The sequence below is a fragment of the Agitococcus lubricus genome (genome assembly GCF_003051055.1).
GTDB classification, from domain to species: domain Bacteria; phylum Pseudomonadota; class Gammaproteobacteria; order Pseudomonadales; family Moraxellaceae; genus Agitococcus; species Agitococcus lubricus.
Map to the genome: position 1 here is coordinate 21,412 of NZ_QAON01000011.1, position 12,578 is coordinate 33,989.

The window sequence follows — 12,578 nt, forward strand, 5'->3', positions numbered from 1 at the left end:
GCCCTTGTGATAGTGCTTTTGTAGGGGCAGTCCTTGTGACTGCCCTTATTTTTGTGAGGGAAACAATATGAAGTCTTGTCTGACAACGCTTACCGTGCTTTTGTTAAGTCTAAGCGCGCTGGTACAAGCCGCAGAACGTCCCAAAATAGCCTTAGTTCTATCGGGTGGCGGTGCCCGTGGTCTGGCGCATATTGGTGTGCTTAAGGTTTTGGAGGAAGCTAAAGTACCTGTGGATTGTGTGGTTGGCACGAGTATGGGCGCGATTGTCGGTGGTGCAATGGCAACGGGTATGTCCGCAGACGAAATGGCAAGTATCGTGTCAGCAGCAGATTGGGAGTATATGTTTGGTGATAAACCACACCGTAAAGATGTGCCTTATTTTCGTAAGCGTGACGACCAACAAGATTATTTTGATTTTACCCTGACACTAAAAAATTTCTGGCCTGTACCGCCGCGTAATTTGGTGGGAGTGCATTATATCAGTCAGTTTTTTAGACAAATGACCAAAGGCATAGAGGTCGAAAACTTTGACCAATTACCCACCCCGTACCGCGCGATTGGGGCAGATTTAGAAACGGGTAAAACCGTGATTATGCGTCACGGCGATTTACCCCTAGTCATGAGAGCCAGTATGAGTGTTTCGGGGGTATTTCCACCCGTGCCTTATGAAAATTACCTCGTCGTGGATGGCGGTATTGTTAAAAATATGGCAATTGATGAAGGCCGTAAGTTATGTGGTGATGTGGTGATTGCAGTCAATGTGTCATCACCCAATGCGCAACGCCAAAAATTGGATTCCTTGTTTGCGGTGAGTGAGCAAACGATCAATATTGCCGTGCAAAAAGATATGCAAGCACAAATTGCGACCTTGACGGCTCAGGATGTGTTAATCACCCCTGAGATGGCTAAACTCAGTTCGACAGATTTTAAGGAATCTACAAAATTGATGGCGGCTGGCGAGCAAGCTGCACGTACACGCTTAGCACAATTACAACGCTATGCGTTAACAGACGTCGAATATGCACAGTGGCAACAGCAGCGTCAGCAACGCAAAGCTAAAACGCCTCATATTCAAAAAGTTGAAATTGCACCTACACGTTGGGTAAGCCCGCAGGTCTTAAAGTCGGTGTTAGCCGTGCCTAAAGGCGAATTATTAGACATTCCTGCTTTGCATCAGCGTATTGACGAAGTATATGCCCGTGGTGATTTTGTCCGTATTGGTTATCAGGTTAAAAATCAGCCAGATGGAGCCACATTGAAAGTCATTCCTGTCGAAAAAGATGGCCAAGATTTTGCGCGTATTGGCTTAAAAATGAATACCGACTTTGCAAATACCTCGTCTTTTGGTTTGGTCGCCATGTTGCGTCGAAGTTGGTTAAATGACTTGGGTGCAGAATGGCAAGTGCAAGGCGAGTTAGGAGAAACGCGCGCACTATATACCGAAATATATCAGCCTACGGTGTTGAATGGTGCATTTTTTTTAGCCCCGTGGTTACAGTGGAAAGATGAGCCTAAAGATTTAGTCATAAACCATGAAACAGTCGGCCAACACCGTATATTACATGCAGGTGGGGGGATAGATATTGGGTCGGTGATTGGCAAATGGGGCGAAGTGAGAATGTTTGTTGCCGACCAACAAGTCCGTTGGCGTTCGTCATTAGAGGTCAATAATCCCAGTATTGGTGAGCATTATGAGCAAATAGCTTATGGTATTAAAGCGGTCTTTGACCAGTTAGATAATCCGCGTTTTCCACGGGCAGGGAATTGGATTAAGTTGGACTATACACACGCTGACCAAGACCTTGGCAGTGATAAAGCGTATCAGCGTTTAACCTTAGATTGGCGGCGTGCCTTTACATGGGACGATTATACTTTTTTTGCAACAGGGCGTGGTGGCACGGCCTTAGGTTCAACCTTGCCTTATGCGGAGGAATTTCAATTAGGAGGGGCATTGAACCTATCCGCTTATAGACGGGCAGAGTTTGTTGGGAATAATTTCTTTTTTACCCGTTTATTGGGTTATAAACAAATTAAAGATATGCCGTCTGCTTTAGGTGGAGGTATATATGTGGGTTTATTAGCAGAAGCAGGAGCAACCTCTCAGCAAGACAGTTGGTCATCGGCCTTATTAGATAATACGGTGTATAGTATGGGGGCTGTATTGGCCGCAGACACTCGACTTGGGCCGTTTTATTTAACCGTTGCGCAAGGCCAACAACAACGACGTGCGGTACATCTGACCTTAGGGATTAGTTATTAGTCCTCAAAACCTGCTTCTAGCCAATCCACATGACCGTATTGGCAATAAAAATCCTCGACTTTTTGCCGTGCCCACGGGGTACGGCGTAAAAACGTCAGACTTGACTTAATACTCGGCTCATTTTTGAAGCAGTTAATATCAATAAAACGTGCCAGTTCTGGCCAGCCATATAATTTAACTAAACGTGTTAACAAACGCTCTAAGGTTAAACCATGTAGTGGGTCTAGTTTGGACATCATTATCCCCTAAAAAATTAGACTGAGATATCTGTTTTAGCGCAGGGTGGCTAGTTTAGATGGTGTCACTACCCTTTAGTTTGTTCGAGGTGATGAGCGGAGTAGTGTGAGGCTCAAATCGCTCGGCAGTGTGATGATGTGTGTCGTGCTGCATAAAAGCACGCATTAGTGTCCATAAGCCAAAACCAATAATCAGGAGTGCATTGGCAGTACGCCAACCTTGTTGTTGTAGTTTCTGTTTGAGTACACCTGCTGTACTGCCTGCTAATAACATCATGGGCAGTGTCCCAATGCCAAAAGCTAACATAGTGAGGCTTGCTGTTTGCGTATTAGCACTGGTAAAGGCAAGTAGTAGGGCACTGTACACCAAACCACACGGTAAAAATCCCCATAACATGCCAGCAGCAAGCGCACGCCCCATAGAATTAATAGGCATAAAGCGTTTGCGTAAGGGGGACATGGCTTGCCAAATAGACGCACCCAGTCGTTCGAGTCGGTCTAAACCCCGCCACCAACCTGTTAAATACAAACCGACCATCACCATCACCACCCCCGTGAGAGCGTATAACCACTGCTGTTCAAATAGTGGGGTGAGTAATCCTTTGCCTGCAAAACCTATCACCAAACCTAAAAAGCTATACGAGAGCAAACGCCCCAAATGATAGCTCGTTTGTAATATTAAGCGTTGGCTAGGGCTTTGTTTCGCGAGGGCAAAACTGAGGGCGCTGACAATCCCCCCACACATACCTAAGCAATGGGGTGAACCAAAAAAGCCTTGTGCAAGAGCCGTCACAATCAATAAATAATCAATCATGGTGTTGGCGGGTTAGCTCGCGGTCGTCGAGAATAATACGCTTGGCTGGGCCTTCGAGGTCTTCAAATTGGTCACTTTTGACCGCCCATAAAATCCCCCAAATCGCGCCTGCTAATAACACGACGCTGAGTGAGACCAACATATAGACAACATCCACGGTACATACCTCTAGACAAATCCTCTGTGTCAATTGATATTACACAGAAGAGATAAAATGCTTCCTAGACTAATTCCGTTTTAGACGCAGTGCGTTGAGTACAACTAACAATGAACTGAGAGACATGCCAATTGCGGCTAACCACGGTGGAATCCACCCTAATGCCGCAGGCGGAAGAACCGCAAGATTATACACAAAAGCCCACACTAAATTCTGTTTAATAATCGTTTGTGTGCGCTGTGCACTGCGATAAGCAGCGACAACCGCAGTGAGACGGTCGCCTAACAGGATAGCATCGGCAGATAGTTGTGCGAGATCAGCGCCTGAACTCATGGCAATAGATAAGTGGGCTTGATTGAGTACGGGAGCATCATTGATACCGTCTCCAATCATGGTCACAACCGCACCATTGGCTTGTAGCTTTTGTACATAAGCGGCCTTATCTTGCGGTGATAAGCTACCGTGCACTTCAGTCATAGCTAACTGTTGGGCAAGTTGTTGTGGTGCGCGCGAATGGTCGCCTGATAATAATATTGTGCTTAAACCCAACCTATGCAGTTGTTGGATAGTGGTTTCTGCTTCTGACCGTATTTTATCGCTAAAGTCAAAATAGGCAAGCAACTGATAGTTCGCACTCAAATAAACCCGTAAAACGCCTTCTTCGGGGGCGTCGCTCGATGCGTTGCCCAAGCTGAAATGGGCATGACCAATGCGATAACGTAATCCCTTGTAATCCCCTGCAATGCCAGCCCCTGCGGTATTTTCTAGGTTGTCTAAAGGAAGAGACTGAGCCATTTTGAGTTGCTTAAACGCATGAGCAACGGGGTGTTCGGAGTATTGTTCTAAACTATAGGCAATATTTAATGCTTGAGATGTATCACCAGCGACAATCACGGTATTAATCAGTTCTAGCTTGCCTTCGGTCAGTGTCCCTGTTTTATCAAACACAATGTGCGTTGTGGCCGATAAACTGTCTAAGACATGACCACGGGTGGCTAAAAAACCGAGTCGAGCGAGTCGATGCGTCGCGGCTGTCAGGGCAACGGGGGTCGCCAATGACAGCGCACAGGGACAAGTGGCAACCAAGACCGCAATGGTGGCAAGCAGGGCATAGTCGCGGTCTACCAACGACCATAGGCCATACACTAAGCCTGATAACAGTAAAATGACGACAATAAACCAGTGCGCAAAGCGGTCGGCTTTTTGGGCTAATAGGGGTTTTTCGGCAAGTGCCCGTGCCATCAGTTGATGAATAGTGGCTAAGGTACTGGCACTGGCGGTTTGTGTGACGTCAATTTGTAAGGGACTGTCGTGATTTTGACTGCCACTAACCACACTGTCACCAATAGATTTACTGAGTGGTAAAGGCTCTCCCGTTAAGAGTGCCTCAGAGACTGCACTATGACCAGCGACAATCACACCATCACACGGGATGGTTTCGCCCGCCTTAACCAACAAGCGGTCATGCACACGAATCTCACTAATAGGCACATCTTCATAATCCCCACTGTTGAGTAAACGATGGCTTAGACGAGGGGTGATGGGGATTAAGTCGTTGGCAGTTTCACTGGCTTGCCGCCGAGCTTGGGTTTCTAAAAAGCGACCTGTCAGTAAAAAAAAGATAAACATGGTCACCGAGTCATAATAGACATGCGGCGCACCCACGATGGTGGCATAAATACTGGCAATAAAACTGAGTATAATCGCCAGTGATACCGAAACATCCATGGTTAAACTGCGTGCTTTGAGTGCAAACCATGCAGCACGATACAGGGGATAGCCTGAATAAAAAAAGACGGGTAGCGTCACTAATAAGGATACCCAACGAAAAAAGTCACGGTACTCCACCGTCATATCGGTAGCGACATATAAACTCCCTGCATACATCATAGACTGCATAGAGCCTAAACCTGCCACCCCCAAACGCATCAATAATTGACGAGATTCTTTTTTAAGTAAGGCGGCATGTGTATCGTGTCGAAAGGGACGCGCTTTATAACCCAGTTTTTCTAAGTCGTTTAATAGCTCACTAAGGGGCGTGTGTGTGTCATTCCATAATAAACGTAATCGGTGGCTGCTGAGATTGACACTCGCTTGTTTTACTGCAGGCTCTTGTTGTAAACGTTTTTCAATTAACCATGCACAAGCGGCACATGTGACCCCTTCAAGACTGATTTCTGCACAAGCGAGTTCTTGTTCGCGATGGATAAATTGACGTTGCGTATCGGGATGGTCATAGCCTTTGAGGCGTTCTAAGGCTTCGGGCAAAGCGGCGGTGGGACTGATAGTATCCCGTTCAAGATAGTAGCTTTCTAAACCTGCACTGACAATGGTTTCTGCCACTGCAAAACAGCCCATACAACACAGATGCCGTGTTTCTCCTAAAATCTGCAAGCTAAACTGAGTATCGGGCGGAACGACTTCGCCACAATGAAAACAAGCAGTCATGCCATTCTCTCATAGGTCAAATGGGGTAATTCAACGTGGATTAAGCGCAATTCAGTGCGGTGAAATATCACCGAATGATAAGGCGATGGGGTTCAGATTAAGGTATCTAAACGCGCATGCCTACTATCAATCATTAGACAGGGCTTAAGGTGATACCTCCTTAAGCCGACGTCTATATGGCTTATTCTCTGTTATTCCCCGTGTAAGCCCGTTGGCTTTAAGACATGTGCAGAGGTCAAGGGTAAAAAGACGGTATCTTTTAGACGCCACACACTACTATTGAGACTTAAATAATACCGACCTGTCAGTGTTTGCGGAATATTGGCACGGTATTGGCCATCACTTTGTTTATTTAGCGTGACTTTTAAGTCGCGCAACTTATCGCTAGGGTGAGCCAGTAATAACGATAATTCGGCGGGTAAGGCTTTCTCGTCTAAATTATAGGGACTTTGAATTTGCAACACGATTTGTTGCGGTGACATGGTCAGCACCCCGTTAATACTGAGTGCAGTGGCGTAATCATCACGGGCAAAGTCTTGGTTAATGGCTTTGCCTTTAGTATACCAATCGTCTTGGACTTCGGAGTCTTTCACGTCTAACGCGACGAACAACATACTAAAGCTCAAAATCAGAGAAATGACAGGAATCGCAATCACAAACCAAACCCACGCATTTTTATACCAAGGTTTAGCGGTAGTCGTGACAGTCTCAGGTGCGGTAGTAGACATCAATAAGGTCTCCATTAACGACTGGCAGGCGCTAAGAAACGGCTCTCTGTTTCAGCGTGTATATTGGGGTTGTTGACATCTATGACTTCAAACTCAATGTCATAATTCGATTTTTCAAGATAGCCAGGGTCAGCTTGTAAAGTGACAGGTAGACTCAGTACTTCGCCCGCATGAATCTTAATCTCACCGACCTTTTCAACTAACTGAATATGCTCATCGGCTTCAACCTGTAACTGGTAAGTTTGTGGTTGTTGCGTTTTGTTAATAATTTTGAGCGTGTAGACATTCTCAATGAGGCCTTCACTGTTTTCGCGGAACAGTTGGTTACGGTCACGAATGGCTTCGACGGCCAACGGTACGCGTACTGCCAAGGTATACACAAATAAACACGCCATTATCACAAGCATGAGGCTATAACCCATTAAACGGGGTCTGAGCCAATGGTAAGCACTTTTTTCATTGAGCATGTGTTCGGTGGTATAACGTACCAGACCACGTTCGTAGCCCATTTGGTCCATAATACTGTTACAGGCATCAATACAGGCGGCACATTGAATACATTCAAGCTGTAAACCATCACGAATATCAATGCCTGTTGGGCAAACTTGCACGCATAATTGACAATCAATACAGTCGCCTAAACCTTCGGCTTTAGGGTCGACATTCTTTTTACGTGAGCCACGAGATTCACCGCGTGCCGCATCGTAAGATACAATTAAGGTATCTTTATCAAACATCACACTTTGGAAACGGCCATACGGACACATATAAAAGCAGACTTGTTCGCGTAACCAGCCCGCATTCATATAGGTAAAGACAGTAAAAATCAGAATAAATACATAACCCCAACCCCCTAATACCCCTGCAAAGAAGTCAGGTGCGAGGCTACGAATGGGCGTGAAATAGCCTACAAAAATAAAACCGGTGGCAAAAGAGACTAAGAGCCATAAGACATGTTTAATACTACGGCGCACCAATTTATTGGCAGTCATTGGCGCTTGGTCTAGTTTCATGCGCGTATGACGTTCGCCTTCGGTGAGTTTCTCAATCCATAAAAATAAGGCTGTCCATGTTGTTTGTGGGCAGGCATAACCACAAAAAACACGCCCTGCAAACACGGTAACGACAAATAAGGCAAAAGCAGCAATAATCAATAACCAAGACAATAAAAAGAAATCTTGGGGAGCGAATGTCCAGCCAAAAATATAAAAATGCTGATGACCTAAATCAAATAAGACAGCTTGCCGACCTTCCCAATTTAACCACGGTAGGGCGGCATAAATAAATAAGGCTAATGCCATCGTGCTATGACGAATATTTTGATAAAACCCGCGAATCGCGCGTGGAAAAATTTTGGGGCGGTCTGCATGCAAGCCGATTTGTTTAACAGGGATGACTTTTACGGGGTCAGGTGACTGGTTATTGATAGGAATTTTATGGCTCATAACAAGACTGGTTACCTCGGTGGCAATAATTATGTAGTTATGGACTGCGGCTAGACGATAATTACATAATCACTTGGGTATAAGCATAACGGATATAGATTAACAATAGCTTAAGAAATATTGATACAAACTATCAGTAAAAAAGATGAAGAGGGGTTAGGACTTACACCTGAATGTGTGTAAGTCCTAAGAATGGCTTAATGCTTAGCACCGCCATGAGATAAGGAGTAGACATAAGCAGTGAGTAAGTGAACTTTCTCAGCACCTAAAGCCTTTTCCCATGCAGGCATTGCACCATTACGGCCATGACGTAAGGTCTCTTCGATGGTTGCTTTGCTGCCACCATATAACCAAATCGCATCGGTTAAGTTAGGGGCACCAACGGCATAATTACCACGGCCATCTGCACCATGACAGGCGGCACAAGCGGCAAACTTGGCTTGACCGACTTCGGCTAGCTTTTGGTCTTCAGCAGACAGTTTACGGTCGGATAAAGTCAATACATACGCAGTGACTTCTTTGATACCTTGTTCACCAAGGACATCTTTCCAAGCGGGCATTTTTAGTCCACCTTCAACAGCCAAACGACCGTGTAATAAGGTCTCTTTGATTTTTTCAGGTGAACCGCCATATAACCAATCGTCATCGGTTAAGTTAGGAAAGCCTTTAGCGCCACGGGCATCAGCACCATGACAAGCAGCACAATTGTTAGCAAATAAACGACCAGCAATTTTCATTGCCGCTTCATCATGTGCTAACTCTTCGACTGGTTTCTGTGCATAGGCCTTAAAAATAGGGCCGTATTTTGCATCGTAGGCGGCTTGGTCTTTGTCATGTTCGCCAACCGATGTCCAGCCTAAAAAGCCTTTATACGAGCCTAAAGCGGGATACGCAGCGACATAAAAAATGAAGAATAAGACACCGCCGATATATAACAACTTCCACCAACGTGGCATCGGATTGTCATACTCACGAATACCGTCGTAATCGTGACCTGTTGTATTGTCGGGCTCGCGGTGAACATTGATACTGTTTGCTAACCAGAAAGCCCCTACCACAAAGGCTAAACAGCCCAGTGATAAGATAGTGATATAAGCACTCCAAAACGCGCTCATTTTGATTCATCTCCCGCTAAGTGACGGTTTTGATACAGAGGATCGCTATCTAAAGCTAACATGGCATCCTGCTCAAAACGCTTTTTGTGGGCAGGTCGGTACGCCCACCAGCAAATAGCACCAAAACCAAAAATTGCTGAAAAAGTGCCAAGAATATAAAGCAGAACCATGCCATTCATCATGTATCTCCGTTATGTCATTTTTTCATCACAGTGCCTAACTGTTGCAAGTAGGCAATGAGAGCTTCCATTTCGGTTTTGCCTTTCACGCTAGCCGCAGCATTTTGGATGTCGGCATCGGTGTAAGGCACGCCAAAACCACGGAAAATCTCCATTTTCTTAGCGGTTAATTCACCTGTGAGTTTGTTTTCTTGTAACCATGGGAAGCCAGGCATATTAGACTCAGGCACAACGTCGCGTGGATTGATTAAATGCACACGGTGCCAGTCGTCTGAATATTTTTGACCAATACGGGCGAGGTCTGGGCCAGTACGTTTAGAACCCCATAAGAAGGGGTGATCCCATACGGATTCGCCTGCAACAGAGTAGTGACCATAACGCTCGGTTTCGGCACGTAATGGACGAACCATTTGTGAATGACAGACGTTACAGCCTTCACGGATATAAATATCACGACCTTCCAGTTGTAAGGCAGTCAACGGTTTCATGCCAGGTACAGGCTCATTGACTTCCTTTTGGAAAAACAATGGCACAATTTCAACCAAGGTGGCGAAGCTAATAGCAACGCAAATCATAATGACTAAAACACCGAGGTTTTTTTCGACTATTTCATGGTTGTTCTTGACAGAACTATGATCGGCCATCTGAACTCTCCCACTTAACCTAACTTGTCAGCATCAACGGGTTGTTTACCCTTGACCGTCATCGCCACGTTATAAGCCATGACTAGCATGCCTGATAAATACAAGGCACCTCCTAAGAAGCGGCCAAACCAATAAGGATGACTGGCTTTTACGGCTTCAACAAAGCTATAGGTTAACGAGCCATCATCATTGACAGCACGCCACATTAAGCCCTGAGTAATACCTGATACCCACATAGACGCAATGTAGAACACAACGCCAATGGTAGCTAACCAGAAGTGCAAGTTAATTAAGCGAATGCTGTACATACGATTACGTTCAAATACACGCGGAATTAGCACGTATAAAGAACCAATACTAATCATCCCAACCCAACCCAATGCACCAGAGTGTACGTGACCAATTGTCCAGTCTGTGTAGTGAGAAAGGGCGTTCACGGTTTTAATTGACATCATCGGGCCTTCAAATGTGGACATCCCGTAGAAGGATAAAGAAACCACTAAGAAGCGAATAATGGGGTCAGTACGCAGACGGTCCCACGCGCCAGATAAGGTCATAATGCCGTTAATCATACCGCCCCAACTGGGGGCAAATAAGACTAATGAGAATGCCATGGCTAAAGATTGTGTCCAATCTGGTAGAGCGGTGTAGTGTAAATGGTGACCACCTGCCCACATGTAGACCGAAATCAACGCCCAAAAGTGGACGATGGATAAACGGTAGGAATACACAGGACGACCTACTTGTACAGGAATGAAGTAGTACATCATGCCCAAGAAGGCCGCAGTTAAGAAGAAACCAACCGCATTATGGCCATACCACCATTGAATCATGGCATCGGTTGCACCGCTATAAATGGAATAAGATTTCCACAAGCTAACGGGTACTTCCATATTATTGACAATGTGCAATAAACCAATCGTGATAATAAAGGCACCAAAGAACCAGTTAGCCACGTAAATATGTGATGTATTACGTTTAGCAATCGTTCCAAAGAAAACAGTCCCGTAAGATACCCAAACGACTGCAATCAATAAGTCGATTGGCCATTCAAGTTCGGCATACTCTTTGCTACTGGTATAACCCAAAGGTAGTGTAATGGCGGCAGCTAAAATCACTAATTGCCAACCCCAGAACGTGAACTTAGCAAGGTTGGGCATAAACAAGGCAGCTTGGCAGGTGCGTTGAACCACATAATATGAGGTGGCAAATAGGGCGCATCCACCAAAAGCAAAAATAACGGCATTGGTATGTAGTGGCCGTAAACGGCTAAAGGTCAACCAAGGCGTATCAAAATTAAGAGCTGGCCAGACTAATTGGGCGGCAATAAATACCCCCACGGCCATCCCAACAATTCCCCAAATCACGGTCATGATGGCAAATTGTCGAACTACTCCCATTTCATACGCCACTGGCGTGTTACTGGTGTGGCTGTGACTCATGCATTGCTCCTTAAACCACAAGGTTAATAGGGGAATTATTCTGCCTTAAAGCCTCACGGCCATCCATGGTAAGCTGTATAAAAAAGCTATAGGCAAAACGTAAGCGTAACCATTAAAAATAGTGCTCAATTTAGTCCATAGAATTATTGATACATCTTAATGACTTTGGCGATATCACGACTATCGGACAAAGTATGTTGGCAATGAAGCAAAAAGGGAAACATCCCCAACTGCCCTACATTCTATTGTTTTTTTTATCTTTCTGCATCGTTCTTGTCACTTTATTGTGTATTTTCGTGCATATAATGCCTAAAAAATGCCAAGTTTTCGCTTAGGGGGTGCATTGTTGAGCATATAAATGGTTGCCAACCGAGCAAGCAATAGGTTACGGTACATGGGCTTCGTAATGAGTAAGCGTAAAATAATGTTGTCTGTACAAATAAACAGAGGGTTATTTGGTAGTGCGTAGCAGGATATATTAAAAATCCTTACGCCTTAAAAATGGCCTGTCAGTGTAAAGACACATCACCACACAATGTTGTAAACATAACTATCACCGAATAGAGAAATTGGGAGCAAAAAATGACTGCTTTTTTATCTGAGGCTTGGTTTGACAAAGTTGCTGAATTAACTGCTGCTGCAGGTGACTTAAATTTACCTCCTGCGTTATCAGGCATTGTCTTAAATTTAGTGGTAACAGGCACTGACAATGGTAATGTCGAAATGGCAATTAACGGTGGCAAATTAGAAAAAGGCTTAAACCCAAATGCCTCTACTAAATTGACCTTAAATGCTGATGTATTGAAAAAAGTATTCTTGCAATTTGATATGAGTGCCGCGATGCAAGCATTCATGAGTGGTCAAATCAAAGCCGAAGGCGATATGACCAAATTGATGGCCTTACAAACTGCACGTCCAAGCGCAGAACAAAAGTCCTTATTTGAAAAAGTATTAGCTATCTAATACCGATTCAATGTCGTCATAAAAAAGAGGCTTTTTAGCCTCTTTTTTATTTTTCGTGTAACAAACGCATCTATAGTCACTCTAAATGCGTATTAGTCACAGAAGTATTAAAGCCTTATTGAGGAATTTCGTGATTCTGGCTTTAAT

Annotated in this window: 12 protein-coding genes; 2 read left to right on the forward strand and 10 right to left on the reverse strand. The window is 44.8% G+C overall.

Annotation, left to right across the window (positions count from 1 at the left end; all coding sequences use genetic code 11):
- The first annotated feature begins 67 nt into the window (after positions 1–67).
- The gene (locus C8N29_RS11110) at positions 68–2,260 is read left to right on the forward strand and encodes a patatin-like phospholipase family protein (RefSeq protein ID WP_107866139.1); all 2,193 of its coding nucleotides are present in this window, start codon (positions 68–70) and stop codon (positions 2,258–2,260) included.
- Here C8N29_RS11110 and C8N29_RS11115 read toward each other — a convergent pair.
- From C8N29_RS11115 to ccoN, 10 genes are all read right to left on the reverse strand, one after another.
- A complete protein-coding gene (locus tag C8N29_RS11115; RefSeq protein WP_107866140.1) occupies positions 2,257–2,499 on the reverse strand; it encodes a VF530 family DNA-binding protein in 243 nt (80 codons plus the stop codon). The genes C8N29_RS11110 and C8N29_RS11115 overlap by 4 nt on opposite strands.
- A gap of 52 nt (positions 2,500–2,551) precedes the next feature.
- Positions 2,552–3,310: a sulfite exporter TauE/SafE family protein gene (locus C8N29_RS11120; protein ID WP_107866141.1), complete on the reverse strand. Its 759-nt coding sequence runs from the start codon at positions 3,308–3,310 to the stop codon at positions 2,552–2,554.
- Positions 3,303–3,467 (reverse strand): cbb3-type cytochrome oxidase assembly protein CcoS, encoded by a 165-nt coding sequence (gene ccoS, locus C8N29_RS11125; RefSeq protein ID WP_107866142.1) that lies wholly within the window; start codon positions 3,465–3,467, stop codon positions 3,303–3,305. Before ccoS ends, C8N29_RS11120 begins: the two co-directional genes overlap by 8 nt.
- Positions 3,468–3,536: 69 nt before the next feature.
- Positions 3,537–5,915: a heavy metal translocating P-type ATPase gene (locus tag C8N29_RS11130; RefSeq protein ID WP_107866143.1), complete on the reverse strand. Its 2,379-nt coding sequence runs from the start codon at positions 5,913–5,915 to the stop codon at positions 3,537–3,539.
- Between the two features lie 191 nt (positions 5,916–6,106).
- A complete protein-coding gene (locus C8N29_RS11135) occupies positions 6,107–6,643 on the reverse strand; it encodes a FixH family protein (protein WP_170106967.1) in 537 nt (178 codons plus the stop codon).
- A 14-nt stretch (positions 6,644–6,657) separates the two neighbouring features.
- A complete protein-coding gene (gene ccoG / locus C8N29_RS11140; protein WP_107866145.1) occupies positions 6,658–8,088 on the reverse strand; it encodes a cytochrome c oxidase accessory protein CcoG in 1,431 nt (476 codons plus the stop codon).
- A gap of 197 nt (positions 8,089–8,285) precedes the next feature.
- Positions 8,286–9,203: a cytochrome-c oxidase, cbb3-type subunit III gene (gene ccoP / locus C8N29_RS11145; protein ID WP_107866146.1), complete on the reverse strand. Its 918-nt coding sequence runs from the start codon at positions 9,201–9,203 to the stop codon at positions 8,286–8,288.
- The gene (locus tag C8N29_RS11150) at positions 9,200–9,385 is read right to left on the reverse strand and encodes a cbb3-type cytochrome oxidase subunit 3 (protein ID WP_239987103.1); all 186 of its coding nucleotides are present in this window, start codon (positions 9,383–9,385) and stop codon (positions 9,200–9,202) included. Before C8N29_RS11150 ends, ccoP begins: the two co-directional genes overlap by 4 nt.
- A 14-nt stretch (positions 9,386–9,399) precedes the next feature.
- Positions 9,400–10,026 (reverse strand): cytochrome-c oxidase, cbb3-type subunit II, encoded by a 627-nt coding sequence (gene ccoO / locus C8N29_RS11155; protein ID WP_107866148.1) that lies wholly within the window; start codon positions 10,024–10,026, stop codon positions 9,400–9,402.
- Between the two features lie 14 nt (positions 10,027–10,040).
- On the reverse strand, positions 10,041–11,468 hold the full coding sequence (gene ccoN / locus C8N29_RS11160) for a cytochrome-c oxidase, cbb3-type subunit I (protein ID WP_204509336.1): 1,428 nt from the start codon (positions 11,466–11,468) through the stop codon (positions 10,041–10,043).
- 582 nt (positions 11,469–12,050) lie between these two features.
- Between ccoN and C8N29_RS11165 the strand changes: the two genes are divergently transcribed.
- Positions 12,051–12,431: an SCP2 sterol-binding domain-containing protein gene (locus C8N29_RS11165; protein ID WP_107866149.1), complete on the forward strand. Its 381-nt coding sequence runs from the start codon at positions 12,051–12,053 to the stop codon at positions 12,429–12,431.
- Positions 12,432–12,578 lie beyond the last annotated feature (147 nt).

Bases quoted from the DNA above. Each gene is read 5' to 3' on its own strand.
- C8N29_RS11110 (WP_107866139.1), top strand. From the start codon at position 68: ATGAAGTCTTGTCTGACAACGCTTACCGTGCTTTTGTTAAGTCTAAGC.
- C8N29_RS11115 (WP_107866140.1), bottom strand. From the start codon at position 2,499: ATGATGTCCAAACTAGACCCACTACATGGTTTAACCTTAGAGCGTTTG.
- C8N29_RS11120 (WP_107866141.1), bottom strand. From the start codon at position 3,310: ATGATTGATTATTTATTGATTGTGACGGCTCTTGCACAAGGCTTTTTT.
- C8N29_RS11130 (WP_107866143.1), bottom strand. From the start codon at position 5,915: ATGACTGCTTGTTTTCATTGTGGCGAAGTCGTTCCGCCCGATACTCAG.
- C8N29_RS11135 (WP_170106967.1), bottom strand. From the start codon at position 6,643: ATGTCTACTACCGCACCTGAGACTGTCACGACTACCGCTAAACCTTGG.
- ccoG (WP_107866145.1), bottom strand. From the start codon at position 8,088: ATGAGCCATAAAATTCCTATCAATAACCAGTCACCTGACCCCGTAAAA.
- ccoP (WP_107866146.1), bottom strand. From the start codon at position 9,203: ATGAGCGCGTTTTGGAGTGCTTATATCACTATCTTATCACTGGGCTGT.
- C8N29_RS11150 (WP_239987103.1), bottom strand. From the start codon at position 9,385: ATGATGAATGGCATGGTTCTGCTTTATATTCTTGGCACTTTTTCAGCA.
- ccoO (WP_107866148.1), bottom strand. From the start codon at position 10,026: ATGGCCGATCATAGTTCTGTCAAGAACAACCATGAAATAGTCGAAAAA.
- ccoN (WP_204509336.1), bottom strand. From the start codon at position 11,468: ATGAGTCACAGCCACACCAGTAACACGCCAGTGGCGTATGAAATGGGA.
- C8N29_RS11165 (WP_107866149.1), top strand. From the start codon at position 12,051: ATGACTGCTTTTTTATCTGAGGCTTGGTTTGACAAAGTTGCTGAATTA.